This window comes from Streptomyces sp. TAA204, assembly GCF_000424965.1.
The window spans coordinates 64,174-80,705 of the sequence record NZ_KE384282.1 but is presented as its reverse complement, the minus strand read 5'-3'; the positions used below and the strand labels follow the sequence as shown (position 1 = coordinate 80,705).

Genomic DNA, 16,532 nt, shown 5'->3' with positions numbered 1-16,532 from the left:
AGGAACCTCGGACGTCCGGAGTCACCTTGCTGTGGCGGATCGCTGCCGTTGGCGTCAGAGCTGGCGTCATCCGGCACGCGAAAGCCCCCGTCCAATGATCTGGACGGGGGCGTTCTCGCTGTTCTGCGACGTGGCTGGGGCCGGGGTCGAACCGGCGACCTTCCGCTTTTCAGGCGGACGCTCGTACCAACTGAGCTACCCAGCCGCAGCGGTCCTGACGGGATTTGAACCCGCGGCCTCCACCTTGACAGGGTGGCGAGCACTCCAAACTGCTCCACAGGACCAAGCTCGTGCGAGCGCAAGTCTCGCACAGGGTGTTGCGTGCCCCCAACGGGATTCGAACCCGTGCTACCGCCTTGAAAGGGCGGCGTCCTGGGCCACTAGACGATGAGGGCTGATGGCCCACCTGGGCGCTTCCGTCGAGTCAGCGCGTCGGGGACGTGAGAAGCATATGGGATAGCGGGAGTGTTCGCCAAAACGGTTACGGGGAGTCGGCCGGCGAGGGCGAACGGGACGGGTCCTGGCCGGGGGACGGGCTGCCGGCCGAGGGGGAGGGAGTGGGCGTGGCCGACGGTGAGGGGGACGGGCCGGGGTCGCTGTCGTCGTCCGCGAGGTGGCGGGTGACCTCGGCGGTGGTCAGGCCGAGGCCGCCGAGGGTGATCTCGTCCCAGGCCTGCAGTCCGCCGTCGCCACGGTCCAGGTAGAGGACGGACGCGGAGACCTTCTGCGGCTCCTCCCCTTCCACCGCCCGCAGCCCGCCGCCGCCGGTGGAGCCCTCGATCATCAGCCGGGTGCGCTCGTCCAGGATCTCGGTGGTGCGCTCGTGCGTGTGTCCCGCGAGGGCGAGGGGGACGAGGCCGTCCGCCTCCTTGACCAGTACGGGGTTGTGCGCGACGGCTATGTCGACCGGGGTCCCGGCGGACTTCTGCGCGCGCAGTGCCACTGCCAGCCGCCGGCCCTCCTCGCGCTCCTCCGGGTCGCCCTCGGGCTTGACGGAGCGGTCCGGGGTGAACTGCGGGTCGCCCCATCCGGCGATGCGCAGTCCGGCGACGTTGAAGGGCACTCCGTCGTCGAGGACGTGGACGTTGCTGCCCTTCTCCTCCGACATCTTCTCCAGCGCCTTCTGTGTGGTGTCGGAGTCGTGGTTGCCGCGCACCCAGATGTACGGGGCGCCCAGGTCGCGTACGGGGTCGAGGAACCCGTTCTCGGCGGCGGTGCCGTGGTCCATCGTGTCGCCCGTGTCGATGATCGCGTCGATGTCGTACTGCTCGACGAGGGACTTGATGATCTGCCACGCGGCGGGGTTGAGGTGGATGTCCGAGACGTGCAGGACGCGGGTGGTGGAGGGGTCGGGCTGGTACGCGGGGAGGGTCGAGGTCGCCTCGTAGAGTTTGGTCACGTTGGCGACGAGGCGGGCCAGCTCCTGCTGGTAGATGTCGAATTCGGTGACGATGCTGCGGGCGTTGCCGACGACCGAGGGCGCGCTCGCCAGCAGCCCGGAGAACTTCGGCTCCAGTACCGACTTCGGGTTCCAGGTGGCGAACGCCGTGGCGCCGGAGACCGCCAGGAGCGCCAGGGAGAGCCCGCCCGCGGCGAGGGCGCGCCGGGGGCGGCGGTAGACGGCGAGGGCGAGCGCGCAGGAGCCGGCGACGGCGGCAGCGGTGGCGCGTACGGCGAGGTCGGCGGTGCCGGAGCGTACGTCGGAGGTGATCTCGCTCTCCAGGCCCTCCAGGCGCTCGGGATGGTCGACGAGGGCCGAGGCGCGTTCCTGGTCGAGCTGGTCGACGTCGACGTCGAGGCGCAGGGGGGCGTAGTGGCTGCGCAGTTCGAGGGCGCCCAGCGGGGAGACGTTGACCTTGGTGCCGCCCGTGAGCGAGGGGCGAAGCGCCATTTTGGTGTCGACGGGGCCGACGGGGGCGCTGATGCTGCCGACGACCAGCAGTCCCAGCCAGGCGCCGAGAAGGGTCACGGCGGCCAGGCCGAGGGCGCGCACGTACGGGCGGCCGGTGCCGGGTTCCGGGCCGCTGCCGGGACGGCGGTCCGGGCCGCCCTCCGGGCCGCCGTCCCGGCCGAGGCGTGCGCGGCGGCGGCGAAAGCGGTCGGCGAGAGGGGCGCGCACGGTGCGTACCCATTGCGGCAGGTGGAGCTTTTTGCGTGGCTTCCTGGCGTCACGGGCCATGAGGCCCCCTATGCCCGGTGAGCGGCAACCTATGCGGGATGCGTGGGGCCGACGGTGCGGGGCGAGGGGCCGGTGACCGACAATGGCCGCGTGGTGGAGATGACACGCGAGGACTTCGAGGAGTCGGTGGCGGAGGCGCTCGACCGTATTCCGCCCGAGCTGACCCGGCTGATGGACAACGTCGCGGTCTTCGTCGAGGACGAGCCGCCGGCCGAGGACCCGGAGTTGCTGGGCCTCTACGAAGGCACGCCGCTGACCGAGCGCGGCGAGTGGTACGCGGGGGTCCTGCCGGACCGGATCACGGTCTACCGCGGCCCGACTCTGCGCATGGTCGACGGCGAGGGCGGCGGCCGGGACGGGGTGGTCTCGGAGGTGGAGGTGACGGTCGTGCACGAGATCGCGCACCACTTCGGCATCGACGACGAGCGGCTGCACGAGCTGGGGTACGGGTGAGCGAGGACGGCCGGGGTGACCGGGACGGTCAGGACGGTCAAGGCCGTGAGGGAGGCCGGGCGAGCGGCGGTCCCGGCGATCCGCTCGCCCAGGAGGCACTCGACCCGGACGTGGACCTGCACGTACCCGCGCAGCGTGCCGAGGCCGCAGGCCGCCACGGACTGCTGGTGCTCGCCGTCATCGCGGCGGGCGGCGCCTCGGGTGCCGTGGCGCGCCACGCGGTGTCGCTGTGGCTGCCCGCCCGCGGTGCCGCCGGTTTCCCGTGGGGGATCTTCCTGGTCAATCTGCTCGGCTGCGCCCTGATCGGCGTGCTGATGGTGCTGGTCAGCGAGGGGGGCCGGGACGCGCGTACGGATCCGCTGCTGCGGCCGTTCCTCGGTGTCGGCGTGCTGGGCGGGTTCACGACGTTCTCGGCGTACGCGGTGGACACCGTCCGGCTCCTGGAGGAGGGCCCGAGGGCGGCCGTGGCGGCGCTGGCCTATCTGGTGGGGACGCCTGTCGGCGCGCTGTGCGCGGTGTGGGCCGCCGCGGCGGGTACGCGCCGGCTCCTGGGGAGCGGGTCCGGCGGGCGGCGTGCCGGCCGGCGGGGAGCCGGTGCCGCCGCCGGTGAGGGGGGCGTGCCGTGAACTGGCTGCTGGTGATCGTGGGCGGCGCGGTGGGTGCGCCGCTGCGGTATCTGGCCGACCGGGCCGTCCAGGTGCGGCACGACTCCGTCTTTCCCTGGGGCACCTTCTCCGTCAACGCGGTGGGCAGCCTGCTGCTGGGGCTGGTGACGGGGGCGGCCGTATCCGGCGTCGCCGGCCGGGGAGCGGTGGCACTGCTGGGCACGGGACTGTGCGGGGCGCTGACGACGTACTCGACGTTCTCGTACGAGACGCTGCGCCTGGCCGAACGCGGCCGGCGCTTTCTCGCGGTGGCGAACGTGGGGGCGTCGCTGCTGGTCGGTCTGGGGGCGGTGTTCACGGGGCTGGCCCTCGCACGTGACCTCCTCGCGTGAGGTCCCCGTGCGGCCTCCTCGTGCGGCCTCCCCGTGCGGCGTCCCCGTGCGGCCTCCCCGTGCGGCGTCCCGCGTGACGTCCTGGTGCGAGTCCTCCCACGGCCCCACAGCGTTCCCCCGTGACCCTTTGCACCGAGGGGCAGTTGGGCAGTTGGCCCGCTGCTTCCCGCGCCCGGAGGGCCCGTTGTGCGCCGATACAGATCCTCTCTCCCGTCCCGTGCCGCCTGTGCCGGCCCCCCGCCGGTGCCGGTTCCGGCGGCGGTTCCGGCAGTGACCGCGCGGGGCGCTGCCCGTACTGCTCCCCGTGCCGCTGTCCGTACGTTCGCGGCGGTACTGGCGGCCGTGGCGGTCGTGGTGGTCTCCGGTTGCGTGACGGTCAACGGCGCGGCGGGAGAGGGCACTTCGCGCGGCGGCGCGGCGGGTTCCGCGAATGGGGCCAGCGCGGCCCCGGAGGGCGCAGCGGACGGTGCGGACGGCAGCGGTGGGCGTGACGCGCACCGCGAGAGCGGCACCCGGGGCAAGGACGCCTCGCGGCGGGCGCAGAAGCGCGGGGACGGGCACGGCGGCGGTCACGGAGGGCGCGGGCAGGGGCACGGCGAGGGCGGCGGCTCCGGGAAGTCCGCGGCGTCCAAGTCCCGCCGCGGGGAGGCCGGCCGGCTGCCCGGCCTGCCGAAACACCCTGCGCCGCCCCGTACTTCGCATCCGCGTCCGCCCGTTCCGCCGATGCCGAGTGTGCCGAAGCCCACGCCGAGCCCTCCGCGTACGCCGACGGGGCTGCCGACGCCTCCGACCAGCGGATAGCCCTTGATCAGGCGCTGCGCCCCCTCCCGGACCTCATTTGCACGCGGCACCACGGGGTGCGTATGCTGGGTGATCGTTTGATCCCAATTGCCCGGCGCCCCTGAAGAGCGCGCCGCGTGGCGCGTTTCTCTTAGCCGTGGCTGACCGCATCGAGGCGGTCGTTTGCGAATTCACGGAGTCTGGGCGCGTGCTGCTGAACTCCGGAAGGTTCGCATTTCGCATGTCTGTTGCCTCAATCGATGTCGTCCTGCCCGATGACGAGGAGACCGTCACGTTCGCCGATCTCGGGCTTCCCGAGCCGGTCGTACGCAAGCTCGCGCAGAACGGCGTGACCACGCCCTTCCCCATCCAGGCCGCGACCATCCCGGACGCGCTGCAGGGCAAGGACATCCTCGGCCGCGGCCGTACCGGCTCCGGCAAGACCCTCTCCTTCGGGCTGCCGCTGCTCACCCGCCTCACCGGCGGGCGTACGGAGCGCAAGCGCCCCCGCGGCGTCATCCTCACGCCCACCCGCGAGCTGGCCATGCAGGTCTCGGACGCCCTCCAGCCCTACGGTGACGTCCTCGGCCTGAAGCTCAAGGTCGTCTGCGGCGGCACCTCCATGACCAACCAGATCACCGCCCTGGAGCGGGGCGTCGACATCCTCGTCGCCACTCCCGGGCGGCTGCGCGACCTCATCTCGCGCGGCTCCTGCTCCCTCGCGGACGTCGAGGTCGCGATCCTCGACGAGGCCGACCAGATGTCCGACCTGGGCTTCATGCCCGAGGTCACCGAGCTGATGGACCAGCTCCCCGAGGGCGGCCAGCGCATGCTCTTCTCCGCGACCATGGAGAAGGAGATCGACACGCTCGTACGGCGCTACCTCGTGACGCCCGTGCTGCACGAGGTCGACGCCGCGCAGGGCGCCGTGACGACCATGAGCCACCACGTGCTCGTCGTGAAGCCGCGCGACAAGGCGCCGGTGACCTCCGCCATCGCCGCCCGCAAGGGCCGCACGATCATCTTCGTACGCACGCAGCTCGGCGCGGACCGCGTCGCCGAGCAGCTCCGCGAGGGCGGTGTGGGTGCCGAGGCGCTGCACGGCGGCATGACGCAGGGCGCGCGGACGCGCACCATGGCCGACTTCAAGGAGGGCAAGGTCAATGTCCTGGTCGCCACGGACGTCGCGGCGCGCGGCATCCACGTCGACAACATCGACCTCGTCCTGAACGTCGACCCGGCCGGCGACCACAAGGACTACCTGCACCGCTCCGGGCGTACGGCCCGCGCGGGCCTGTCCGGGACGGTCGTCTCGCTCGCCCTGCCGCACCAGCGCCGGCAGATCTTCCGGCTGATGGAGGACGCGGGCGTCGACGCCTCGCGGCACATCATCGGCCGGGGCGACGTCTTCGACGACGAGGTGACGCAGATCACCGGTGCGCGCTCGCTGACCGAGGTGCAGGCCGACTCGACCGCCAACGCCGCGAAGCAGGCGGAGCGCGAGGTCGCGAAGCTCACCCGCCAGCTCGAGCGTGAGCAGAAGCGGGCCGCCGAACTGCGCGAGGAGGCCGAGCGGTTGACCGCGCGGGCGGCGCGCGAGCGCGGCGACGACCCGGAGGCGGCCGTGGCGCAGGCCGCGGCGGAGCTGACCGCGGAGGTCGAGGCGGAGGTCGCGAAGGAGCTGCGCCGGGAGCAGCGGCGCGAGGAGCGCGACCAGCGCCGCGACGCCAAGCGTGACGACCAGCGCGGCGACCGGCGTGACGACCAGCGCGGCGACCGGCGTGACGGGGGCGACCGCCCGCGCCGCGACGGCGACCGTCCCCCGTACAACCGGGGCCGCGACCGGGACGGTGGCGGCGACCGTCCGCGCCGTGACGGCGACCGTGGCGGATTCCGCCGCGACGACCGCCCCTCGTACAACCGTGACCGGCGGGACGGCGACCGCGGCGGCTTCCGGCGTGACGACCGCCGTCCGGCTCCCTCCGGGCACAGCCGTGACGCTCGCTCGCACGACGACCGCCGCCCCCACGGCCGCCGTGACGACCACCGCGCAGGTGGCCGCTCCTTCGACCGCCGTACGGACAAGCCCCGTTGGAAGCGCAACGGCTGACACTTCCCCAGCGCGAAGGCCCAATGCCTTCGAAGCCCGGCGGTCCGTCGGGCTATGCTGCGGGGGCGGGCCGTTAGCTCAATTGGCAGAGCAGTGGACTTTTAATCCATTGGTTGAGGGTTCGAGTCCCTCACGGCCTACCGAATTGGAGGCCAGCGCGCCCCGCTGACCTGCGAGGGAGTGCCCGGACCGGGTTGATCGGTCCGGGCACTTCCTCGTTTGGGGACTTTCTGCGTGAGCGATGCGTGAGCGGATGGGCCTTGACCGGGTGGCACGAGCGCTCATGCCGCGCGGTTGGAGTCAGCAGCTACGCCTTGAGGTCGAACTGGCGAAGCCATTCCGGGTCTCCGCCTCCAACGGTGGCCACCAAGCCTCCGCTCAGCAGCAGCATGTACAGAACGAAGGGCATCTCGCCGTTGTCATCGTCGCCGTAGTGCTCCACGCCCTGGTTGAGGGTCACGTCGGGATCGGCGTCGGGGTGACCGATGAGACCTGCTGCGTACAGGAGATCTTCGTGGGCGATCCCTAGAGCGTCAGAGACCCAGTCGACGGCCTCGCATGCCTGCTCCTCGGTGATCGCTTCGCGGGCTGCGACGAGCCAGCCCATGAGGACACCGAAGACCATGGTCGGGTCAGACGGATGGTCCCCCTCAATGAAGGTGCCTCCGGGGCCCTTTGATGGGTTCTCCAGCCAGGTGGCGATGTCGGCGCGTAAGCGTTTGGCTGTGCGAGCGCGGGAAGTCTCGGACAGATCCGGCGGGGGTAGGTTCTTACGTCCCGCGCGGGCGCTTCGTCGACGTTGGCTGTTTCGTCCCATGGCATAAGCGTGGCATTCCGACATCCTGCGCGGAGGGGAATTCGGCAACCCACGACCGGCACGCTGACTGAAGTCGCTGCGCAGCCGGGCTGGTTGTGAAGGTCAGAGGTTACGAACTTCCCCGTCCGCCATTTTGGCCACGAGCTCGGGGGATCAATTGCACGCCAGCCTCGGCGGCACTGCGATCAACCTCCGGGAGAAGGCTCGTGTACGTGTCCGAGGCCAGCACGATGGTGGAGTGGCGCAGAGTCTCTTTGATCGTGTGGAGGTCGCCGCCGCCCGCGTGGACGACGGTGGCAGCAACGTGGCGGAGATCGCGAAAGGTGATCGGTGGTAGGTCGGTTCTCGCGAGGATTCGGCGGAAAGTCTCTGACGCAGTTTCGGGGTGAAGCCTAGAACCATCCTCGTTGGTGAAGACCTTGCCGCTCTCCTGCCAGGCAGGGCCGGCGGCTTCGCGTTCGACTTGCTGGCGGGCGCGATGTTCACGTAGGACGCCGATGTTGACGGTGTCGAGCGCGATCGTGGCCGCGCTTCCGTCGGTCTTGGGAGCGTCCTCGTATGGATCCCAGCCGTCGACCGTTATGGCTCGGGCAGGGGTGATGGCGCCGCCCTCCAGGTCGACGTTGTCCCAGTCTTGGCCCACGCCTTCCCCGCGCCGCAGGCCGCGTGTGCCGCAAAGGTGGAAGAGCGCGTAGAGCCGGTCGCCTTCAGCTGCGTCGAGGAACGTACCGAACTGCACCGGCGTCCAGACCATGACGGGAGAGGGCTTCTCCCCGGTGGCCCGCCAGCGCTCTACGCGCTCGGGAGTCCACAGCAGCGGCTTGGGGCGCTTACCCGACTCCAACTCCACGTGGGAGGCCGGGTTGAACGTGATGAGCTGACGGGCGATGGCTGCGTTCAGTGCCGCCCGAAGCGTGCGACGGATGGCCTGTCGACTCGCTGGGCCCGTCTGCTTGCGGTACGGCGGCATCTCGGCGAGCTTGGCCCGCTCACGCTCCAGACGGTTTCGTTCGGGCAAGGGCGGGCGACCCGGCTTTGTCGGCTTGCACCGAGCCACTTGCTCATCCCGGGCTTCGTTCTCAGCGGCGATGACCTCATTGGTATCCGAGATCGCGTCGAACATCTCCACCAAGTGACCGACGTTGAGGCGGTCGAGGCGTATGTGGCCGATGCGTGGCTTGAGATGGACGCGTATGTGGGAGGCGTACCCGTTGTTCGTCGTACGGCGGGTCTTCTTGGCCGCCAGCCATTCATCCAGCCATTCCGCGACCGTGAGTCGAGCTATCAGGTCCAACCCGAAGCGAAGCCGGTGGCGGGTTGTCTCGATGTCTGGAAGCGGTGCCTTGTCATCCGCGATCTGCTCCAAGATCGCACCGACTCGATCAAGCTCGTCGGGTTCGTCCGGTGCGGCAAGGGCAAGGAGCCCGCGGACGTGATCCAGGTCCTTCTGGGCGTCCTTGAGGGTGTCGTAGCCGGCGCGGTTGAAGGAGCGGCGGGTGCCGTCTTGGCGGGGTGGGAGTTCCTGGCGGATGGAGTAGGTGCCGTGCTTGCGGCTGCTGCGTTTGGGACAGGCCGTGCCGAGTGGTTTGCCGGTCTCGGGGTCGCGGCAGTAGCAGCGGCGGTAGGTGGAGCCTTTCAAGCGTCCTCCTCAGGGGAGTTGGGATCGGGGCCGTGGGGGTGTTCGTCGAGGAAAACGAAATATCGGGGGAGGGTGGGGGGACGGAAGCCGGCACTGCGCATCTGGGCGCGAACACGGCGGAGTGCGGCGTAGTCGTCGGCCAGGCTCTGTTCGTGGTGCTCGGCGCTACGGAGGGCACTGCTGCGCTTGTCGGGGTCGTTTGCCATGCTGGCCTGCTGACGCCGGGACTTGGCGTATCTCCTGGCTTCTTCCGCGGAGGTGAGCACGGCGTGGTGGAAGCGGTGCAGACGCAGGCTCCAGTCGGTGTCGAATTTGTCGTCCTCGCCGGTGAACCAGGTCAGCGCGTCCCAGGGCGATCCGGCCCCTCGCAGGGGCAGTTCGGCGTAGGTACTGATGTGGCCGACGGGGATGATGAGGCTGATGGGGTTGGTCTCCAGGGCTTTGGCCAGCACCATGACGTCGACCAGGAGCAGTGAAGTGCGGCGTCCGGACTCCATGTTGGCGATCACGTTGCGGGGGATGGGGTAGCCGATCTCGCTGCACACTTGGGCCAGGCGCTCCGCGCTCATGTGTCGCTCCTTGCGTCGGCGGCGTACTTCGGCGGCCACGGTGGCGGCAACCTGCGCCGACCAGTCCAACTCATCATCCTCATCGTCGTGTGTCATGAAGACACAGTAGCTCTGTCTAGCCTTGTTTGTACTGCCGGGAGCCGGTCGCGACCGCCGCGTCCGCCGAAGGCAACGACGAGAGGGAGCACGGCACATGAACGACGAACCCGAGAAGCCCGCCGGTCGGCGGAGGGGTATGAGCCAGGGCGAGGTGCTGGAACTTCCTGCCACGGTTGACCTGGAGACAGCCAATCGTGCCCTGGGGTTGGGGCGGAGCAAGGGCTACGAACTCGCCCGCCGGGGCCAGTATCCGTGCCGGGTTCTGCGGCTGGGCAACGCCTACCGGGTGGTGACCGCCGACCTGCGGTCCCTGCTCGGCCTGGCCGTCTAGCGCCGGATGCTACACACCATCTGTATGTCTCAGGGACACAGAATTGCTGGACTGTTGCCAGTGGCCGGTCGTAGGTTGCTGCTCGCCTGCCGAGAGGCGGTGCATGAGGAAGGCCCTCGGGGCTGCCACCCCGAGGGCCGAGGACGCCCCAACTGATCGCGTGTGATGACGAATCGGTGGTGCGGGGCCTGCCAGCCCCGCACCACCGGGTGAGGAACGCCTATGGACAACCCTACGACCCAGCCCGAACCTGCCGCACCCCCCCACAACTATCCCTTCACCGGGTGACGGGGAGCAGCCACAGCCCACGACGGGCTCGTCCGCGAGCGAAGCCGGCAACCCGGCAGCGCAAGATCTCAACGCCGACGGCGGCGGCCACGAACTGGATGGTGCCGGTGCCGAATTCGAGCCGCCGGACTGCCCTGACGGTGGTGAAGACACCGGCGCAGAGTTGCTGGGCGACCTGCGCTCAGCGCTGGGCCGGTATGTGATTCTGCCGAGTACGGAGGCGTTGGATGCGGTCACGTTGTGGGTGGCTGCGACGCATCTGCAGCAGGTCTTCCAGCATGCGCCGAGGTTGGCGGTGGTGGGTCCGGCCAAGCGGTGCGGCAAGTCGAGGCTGCTGGATGTGATCACCGAGACCGTCCACAAGCCGGTGATCACCGTCAACGCCAGTACAGCGGCGATCTTCCGGTCGGTGACCGCGAATCCGCCGACACTGCTGGTGGATGAGGCCGACACCCTCTTCGGCAGCCCGAAGATGGCGGAGAAGAACGAGGACCTGCGCGGCCTGCTGAACGCCGGTCACCAGCGCAACCGTCCCGCTCTGCGCATCGCCGGGCCCGAGCACCAGCCGGTCTCCTTCCCCACCTTCGCCATGGCCGCGCTGGCGGGGATCGGCGACCTGCCCGACACGATCATGGACCGTGCGGTGGTGGTGCGGATGCGCCGCCGCGCACCAGGCGAAAGAGTGGCCACCTTCCGCTCCCGCCGCGACATCCCGCACTTGCATCTGCTGCGCGACCGCCTCGCCGCCTGGGCCGGTGAGGTTGCCGAGCTGGCGGTGGAGCGGGAGCCGCAGATGCCGGTCGAGGACCGCGCAGCCGACACCTGGGAACCCCTCGTGGTGGTCGCCGACCTTGCCGGAGGGGCCTGGCCTGCGCTGGCGCGGTCGGCGTGCGCGGCGATGTCCGCCTTCGAGGCCGGGCAGGACGAGGAGGGCGGGCTGAGGATCCGCATCCTGGCCGACATCCGCACCGCCTTCGCCTCCTGCGGCGATCCCGAAGCGCTGGCCACCACACGGCTGCTGGGGATTCTGAAGGAGGACGCGGAAGCGCCCTGGGCCGAATACGGCACCAGCGGACTCACCCCGCGCGGTCTGCAGCTGCTGCTGAAGGACTACGGCATCACCTCGGCCAACATCCGCTTCCCCGACGGCATCCAGGCCAAGGGCTTCGCCCGCAACAAGTTCCTCGACGCCTGGGCCCGCTACTGCCCCACCGCGGCCCCAGCACCTCCTGGGGGCTGACCCGCATCGACTGGTCCCACCCGTCCCCGCGCAGCTCACCGCCGGGACGGGTTCCGGGCCCGCAACGAGTCGACCCGTCACACCCCCTCCACCCGTCCCTGTGCTGACCAGCCACGCAACCAGTGGGACGAGTGCAACGCCAACCGCCCCTGCAGCAGGCGCGCGCAGCGTTCCGGCCACGCCTGCCGACACCCTCCACCCCCTGGAGACACCGCCGCATGACCCACCCCGCCCCCACCCACAACCCCACCACCACGAGGCCGCTTGCCCGACGGGTGAGCGGCTGGGACCGCGCCGCGATCCTCGCTCTCGGCGCAGCCGCCTGCGCCCTGTCGTATGACGCGCTGCAGCAGATGGCCATCGCCATCCACATACGCGGCCCCCTGACTTACCTCTTCCCCCTCGTGATCGACGGGTTCATCGCCTACGGCGTCCGCGCACTCCTCGTCCTGAACACCGCGCCCTTCCGGGCACGGCTGTATGTGTGGACGCTCTTCGGCACCGCCACCGCCGCCAGCCTCTGGGCCAACGCCCTCCACGCCATCCGCCTCAACAACCTCGCGGAATCAGGCGGGTTGCGGCTCGGAGACATCACCGTCGGCCTCCTTTCCGCCCTCGCCCCCCTCGCCCTCGCAGGCGCCGTACACCTCTACATCCTCATCGCCCGCCAAACCGACACCGGCACCGGCAGCAGCGGCCTCAGTGCGGAAGCCTCATCGCTCTTCGACGAAGCGGACGTGTCGGCTTCCGTGCAGAACGACGAGATACCGGCTCGCAGGATGCGGCGCATCGGCCGCCCGCCCGGCGCAGAACTCCCCGAACTCCTCGACCTGGCACGGCCGCTGTTCGCAGCGCACGAAACCCCCACCCGCGAGACGGTCCGCCACACCATCCGCACCGCCGGACACAGCATCAGCGAAGACCGCCTCACCCAGATCATGACCACCCTCCGCACCGGCCCCACTCCCCGGACCGGGGACTGACCGGAACTCCCCGCAGGCCACACCCGATACGCCCCAGGACGGTCCCACGGTCCGCAGCCCCACCGGACCGTCTCGCGCAGCAACTTCAGGAGTTCGGCCGAGTACCGGACCACCCCAGCGGACCGCTCCTCACAGCCCGGACCGGTTCGCAGCCGGCGCAGACCCAGCCACCTCCGACCCCCCTCGCCATCCCCAACACGCCACGGAGAACGCCGACATGCACGAAACACACCACGAAACACCGCCCGACCAGCAGCAGATGGCAGACCACCCCAGCCGAAGCGCAGCAAGGTATCCCGTTGGACCGTCCAAGGGCCGGTCCAACGGGGAGGTCTCCGCCCCGGGGGTGGCGGAGACCTGCGGGCACCAGGGGGTGCCCGAGAAGGACCGGTCCGTCGACGTTGGCCCCGCCGTAGCGCCGCGTGCGGCCGAGGAGGCGGCCCTCTACCGCGTCGCACGCCGCCGCCCGTACGGCAAGGGACAGCGCACCCAGCGCGTCGACGCCCGCTACAGCACCGACGAGAAGACCAAGATCCTCGCCAAAGCCAGGACGTTGGGCATCACCGGCGCCCACCTCGTCGGTGCCGCGGTCATGGCCTACATCGACGGCGACCTGACACTGCCCGGCCAGCGCACCGTCGTCGACGACTACATCGACGAACTGGCCGCCCTGCGCAAGCAGGTCGCGAGGATCGGCTGGAACGTCAACCAGATCGCCAAACGGCTCAACTCCGGAGGCGATCCCCACCCTGTGGACGCCACCGTCCTCGAACGGACCGAGCACACCCTGAACGCTGTCGGCACCGCCACCACGAGCATTGACGACGCCGCGCACCGGGCCGTCACGCAGATGCGGCAGACCGCCGCGTGATCGCCAAGATCACACGCGGCAAGAACACCGCCTCACTGATCGGCTACCTCTACGGCCCCGGCCGCGCCAACGAACACACCGACCCACACCTGGTCGCCTCCTGGGACGGCTTCGCCCCCGACCCCGGCCGCACCGACGACTTCACCACCACCAAGAAGCAGCTCGTCAACGCCCTGAACCTGCGCGTGCACCAGGCCGGCGACCGCGCACCCGAGCAGCATGTGTGGCACTGCTCAATACGGGCCGCACCCGAAGACCGCATCCTCAGCGACGAAGACTGGGCGGACATCGCACGCCGCATCGTCCACGCCACCGGCATCGCCCCCAACGGCGACCCGGACGGCTGTCGCTGGGCCGCCGTCCGCCACGCCGACGATCACATCCACATCGCCGCCACCACCGTCCGAGGCGACCTGAGGTCGGCACGCCACTGGAACGACTACCTCACCGCCAAAGCCGAACTCGGCGCCGTCGAGCAGGACTACGGCCTGCGCCGGGTCGCACTCGGCGACCGCACCGCCGCCCAGCGCCCCACCCGCGCCGAAAAGGAGAAATCCCGCCGCAGCGGCCACCAGCTCACCGCCCGCGAACGCCTCCGCACCATCGTCCGCACAGCCCTCTCGGCCGCCACCAGCACGGAGGAGTTCATCGGCCTCCTCACCGACACTGACGGCATCCTGATCGAGGTCCAGCACTTCCCCTCCGGCGACATCCGCGGCTACAAAGTCGCCCTCGCCGACGACACCAACGCCGCCGGACAGCCCGTCTGGTTCTCCGGCTCCAAACTCGCCCCCGACCTGTCCCTCCCCAAGATCCACGAACGCCTCAACGCCGACAACGACACGAGCACCAGCGACCACAAGGGGCGAAGCAGCCGGAACCCCTGGCACGAGGCCACCGCAGCCACCGAGGAGATCCCTGAGTGCCTGGAACAAGGCGATGACGCAGCCTCACAAGCCCACCTTGCTGCTCTCGGCGAAGCCCTCGACGCCCTGCCGCTGATCGCCCCACCACCGCTCCGGGCCCAACTCCGCCAAGCAGCAACAGCCTTCGAACGGGCAACCCGCTCCCGCATCCGCGCCGAACACCACCACGCCCGCGCCCTACGCAGTGCCATACGGGCCCTCGTGCGCGCCCCCGCGCCTGCGGGCGATGGAGACGGCCTCGCCATGCTCCTCGACGCCGCCATACTCGCCGTCATCGCCGCCACCCGATGGCACCAACTACGCCAGCACGACCAACAAGTCGCCGCAGCTAACCAAGCCCGGCTCCACCTCCAGGCCGCCTCCGACCAAGCGGCAGATGCACCCCTGGCCGCGCTGGCCCGACGAAAACCACCGAAGCAGACCGTGGACCGGCAGGTCTTCCCGATCCGCCAGGCCGTCCCTGGGCACGCGGAACGGGTCCTCGCCGATCCCGCCTGCGACGCGCTCACCTCCGTGCTCACCGACGCCGAGGCCGCAGGCCATAACCCGGCACAGCTCCTCCAGCAGGCCGCCGACCAACGAGCCCTCGATGACGCACGCTTCCCAGCACGCGTCCTGACCTGGCGCATCCAGCGCCTCACGACAGCAGGCACACCCACCGGCCATGACGCTGCCACACACGCCCACGGCTCGGCCTCGAAGCGGCCCCTCACCATCACACCGGCACCGCATCCACCGGCCCCTCAACCCCTGCCCAGCAGCCAACGCCATCGATGACTCCGCATCGAACGACGAACACAGCCTCTGGTCGACGTTGTGCTGTCGATGACCGGTCGCAGAAAGCCCAGCTCGTGAGCGCTCTCGCTCATGAGCTGGGCTTTCAAAGGCAGTCAGCCTCAGGCCCCGGTGACCTCGATGGCCGCCAGGTTCTTCTTGCCCCTGCGCAGCACGAGCCAGCGCCCGTGCAGCAGCTCGCCGGATGTGGCCACCGCGTCTTCGGCGGTCACCTTCACGTTGTTCACGTAGGCGCCGCCCTCCTTCACGGTGCGCCGGGCGGCCGACTTGCTCGCCACCAGGCCAACATCTGCGAACAGATCGGTGACCTGTCCGAGTTCGTTCACCTTGGCGTTCGGGAGCTCGGAGATCGCGGCGGCCAGTGTCGCCTCGTCGAGTTCGGCGAGCTCGCCCTGTCCGAAGAGTGCCTTCGACGCGGCGATCACGGCGGCACACTGGTCGTCGCCGTGCACCAGGGTGGTCAGCTCCTCGGCGAGCGCGCGCTGCGCAGTGCGGGCCTGCGGCCGTTCCTCGGTTACCTTTTCCAACTCCTCCAGTTCCTCGCGGGACTTGAAGGAGAGGATGCGCATGTACCGCGAGATGTCACGGTCGTCTGTGTTCAGCCAGAACTGGTAGAACGCGTACGGCGTGGTCATCTCCGGGTCGAGCCAGAGCGTTCCGGTCTCCGTCTTGCCGAACTTGGTGCCGTCCGCCTTCGTCATCAGCGGCGTCGCAAGCGCGTGCACCTCGGCGTGCGGCTCCAGGCGGTGGATCAGATCCAGACCTGCGGTGAGGTTGCCCCACTGGTCGCTGCCGCCGGTCTGGAGGGTGCAGCCATACCGCCGGTACAACTCCACGAAATCCATCGCCTGAAGCAGCTGGTAGCTGAACTCCGTGTAGCTGATGCCCTGGTCGGATGCCAGTCGCTGGGCGACGGAGTCCTTGGTGAGCATCTTGTTCACCCGGAAGTGCTTGCCGACGTCCCGCAGGAACTCGATCACGGACAGGCCGCCGGTCCAGTCCAGGTTGTTGACCATGATCGCCGCGTTCTCGCCCTCGAAGGAGAGATACGGCTCGATCTGGGCGCGCAGCCGGGTCACCCATTGGGCGATGGTCTCGGGATCGTTCAGGGTGCGCTCGGCGGTCGGCCGAGGGTCGCCGATGTGCCCGGTCGCCCCGCCCACGAGCGCCAGCGGCCGGTGCCCGGCCTGCTGGAGCCGACGCAGGGTGAGTGCCTGCACCAGGTGGCCGACGTGCAGGCTGGCCGCGGTCGGGTCGAAGCCGCAATAGAACGTGACGGGGCCGTCCGCGAGAGCCTTGCGCAATGCGTCCTCGTCAGTGACGTGGGCGATCAACCCGCGCCACCTGAGCTCGTCGACGATGGCCGTCACAGTCCTGTGTCTCCTTGAGTCGGGTGTGTAAGTGTCGCGGCCAGTGTAGAGCTCCCAGGAGCTTCTGTGTTTCTGCTGGTCAGGG

General features: G+C 70.0%; 15 protein-coding genes and 4 tRNA genes. 10 read left to right on the top strand and 9 right to left on the bottom strand.

Translation table 11 applies throughout. The features are described from left to right. Positions 1 to 131: 131 nt before the first annotated feature. From H343_RS0126735 to H343_RS0126720, 4 genes are all read right to left on the bottom strand, one after another. Positions 132 to 205 (bottom strand) — tRNA-Phe (locus tag H343_RS0126735). 4 nt (positions 206 to 209) lie between these two features. Next, a tRNA-Asp gene (locus H343_RS0126730) sits at positions 210 to 284 on the bottom strand. Between the two features lie 38 nt (positions 285 to 322). After that, positions 323 to 395, bottom strand: a tRNA-Glu gene (locus H343_RS0126725). Positions 396 to 481: 86 nt separating this feature from the next. Beyond that, the gene (locus tag H343_RS0126720) at positions 482 to 2,179 is read right to left on the bottom strand and encodes a metallophosphoesterase (RefSeq protein ID WP_028433632.1); all 1,698 of its coding nucleotides are present in this window, start codon (positions 2,177 to 2,179) and stop codon (positions 482 to 484) included. Between the two features lie 90 nt (positions 2,180 to 2,269). Here H343_RS0126720 and H343_RS0126715 point away from each other — a divergent pair, with 90 nt between their 5' ends. From H343_RS0126715 to crcB (H343_RS0126705), 3 genes are read left to right on the top strand one after another with little or no spacing between them, the layout of a single operon-like run. Next, on the top strand, positions 2,270 to 2,632 hold the full coding sequence (locus tag H343_RS0126715; RefSeq protein WP_199779003.1) for a metallopeptidase family protein: 363 nt from the start codon (positions 2,270 to 2,272) through the stop codon (positions 2,630 to 2,632). Then, positions 2,629 to 3,258: a fluoride efflux transporter CrcB gene (gene crcB / locus H343_RS33055; RefSeq protein WP_078506137.1), complete on the top strand. Its 630-nt coding sequence runs from the start codon at positions 2,629 to 2,631 to the stop codon at positions 3,256 to 3,258. The genes H343_RS0126715 and crcB (H343_RS33055) overlap by 4 nt, the downstream gene beginning before the upstream one ends. Further along, on the top strand, positions 3,255 to 3,629 hold the full coding sequence (gene crcB, locus H343_RS0126705) for a fluoride efflux transporter CrcB (protein WP_028433630.1): 375 nt from the start codon (positions 3,255 to 3,257) through the stop codon (positions 3,627 to 3,629). The genes crcB (H343_RS33055) and crcB (H343_RS0126705) overlap by 4 nt, the downstream gene beginning before the upstream one ends. Positions 3,630 to 4,198: 569 nt before the next feature. Here the strand turns inward: crcB (H343_RS0126705) and H343_RS36170 are convergent. Continuing rightward, a complete protein-coding gene (locus H343_RS36170) occupies positions 4,199 to 4,480 on the bottom strand; it encodes a hypothetical protein (RefSeq protein WP_486587066.1) in 282 nt (93 codons plus the stop codon). 170 nt (positions 4,481 to 4,650) lie between these two features. On the opposite strand from H343_RS36170, the gene H343_RS0126695 reads away from it, so the two are divergent. Together H343_RS0126695 and H343_RS0126690 are read left to right on the top strand one after the other, a co-directional pair. Further along, positions 4,651 to 6,519: a DEAD/DEAH box helicase gene (locus H343_RS0126695; protein WP_028433628.1), complete on the top strand. Its 1,869-nt coding sequence runs from the start codon at positions 4,651 to 4,653 to the stop codon at positions 6,517 to 6,519. A 67-nt stretch (positions 6,520 to 6,586) separates the two neighbouring features. Further along, a tRNA-Lys gene (locus H343_RS0126690) sits at positions 6,587 to 6,659 on the top strand. Positions 6,660 to 6,826: 167 nt separating this feature from the next. Here the strand turns inward: H343_RS0126690 and H343_RS0126685 are convergent. The 3 genes from H343_RS0126685 to H343_RS0126675 form a co-directional block, all read right to left on the bottom strand. Continuing rightward, on the bottom strand, positions 6,827 to 7,336 hold the full coding sequence (locus tag H343_RS0126685; RefSeq protein WP_486587065.1) for a hypothetical protein: 510 nt from the start codon (positions 7,334 to 7,336) through the stop codon (positions 6,827 to 6,829). A 109-nt stretch (positions 7,337 to 7,445) separates the two neighbouring features. Next, on the bottom strand, positions 7,446 to 8,975 hold the full coding sequence (locus tag H343_RS0126680; RefSeq protein WP_028433626.1) for a tyrosine-type recombinase/integrase: 1,530 nt from the start codon (positions 8,973 to 8,975) through the stop codon (positions 7,446 to 7,448). Next, positions 8,972 to 9,640: a helix-turn-helix domain-containing protein gene (locus H343_RS0126675; RefSeq protein ID WP_028433625.1), complete on the bottom strand. Its 669-nt coding sequence runs from the start codon at positions 9,638 to 9,640 to the stop codon at positions 8,972 to 8,974. Before H343_RS0126675 ends, H343_RS0126680 begins: the two co-directional genes overlap by 4 nt. 97 nt (positions 9,641 to 9,737) lie before the next feature. Between H343_RS0126675 and H343_RS0126670 the strand changes: the two genes are divergently transcribed. From H343_RS0126670 to H343_RS0126650, 5 genes are all read left to right on the top strand, one after another. Further along, positions 9,738 to 9,974, top strand: coding sequence for a hypothetical protein (locus tag H343_RS0126670; RefSeq protein WP_028433624.1), 237 nt, complete (start codon positions 9,738 to 9,740; stop codon positions 9,972 to 9,974). A 382-nt stretch (positions 9,975 to 10,356) separates the two neighbouring features. Next, positions 10,357 to 11,502: a DUF3631 domain-containing protein gene (locus tag H343_RS0126665; RefSeq protein WP_106958957.1), complete on the top strand. Its 1,146-nt coding sequence runs from the start codon at positions 10,357 to 10,359 to the stop codon at positions 11,500 to 11,502. A 218-nt stretch (positions 11,503 to 11,720) separates the two neighbouring features. Beyond that, positions 11,721 to 12,485: a DUF2637 domain-containing protein gene (locus H343_RS0126660; RefSeq protein WP_037905348.1), complete on the top strand. Its 765-nt coding sequence runs from the start codon at positions 11,721 to 11,723 to the stop codon at positions 12,483 to 12,485. Between the two features lie 217 nt (positions 12,486 to 12,702). After that, complete coding sequence (locus H343_RS33050) at positions 12,703 to 13,356, top strand: plasmid mobilization relaxosome protein MobC (RefSeq protein ID WP_028433621.1); 654 nt, start codon at positions 12,703 to 12,705, stop codon at positions 13,354 to 13,356. Then, positions 13,353 to 15,059, top strand: coding sequence for a relaxase/mobilization nuclease domain-containing protein (locus tag H343_RS0126650; RefSeq protein ID WP_028433620.1), 1,707 nt, complete (start codon positions 13,353 to 13,355; stop codon positions 15,057 to 15,059). The genes H343_RS33050 and H343_RS0126650 overlap by 4 nt, the downstream gene beginning before the upstream one ends. Before the next feature lie 119 nt (positions 15,060 to 15,178). Here the strand turns inward: H343_RS0126650 and tyrS are convergent, their stop codons facing one another. Next, on the bottom strand, positions 15,179 to 16,447 hold the full coding sequence (gene tyrS, locus H343_RS0126645) for a tyrosine--tRNA ligase (protein WP_028433619.1): 1,269 nt from the start codon (positions 16,445 to 16,447) through the stop codon (positions 15,179 to 15,181). Positions 16,448 to 16,532 lie beyond the last annotated feature (85 nt).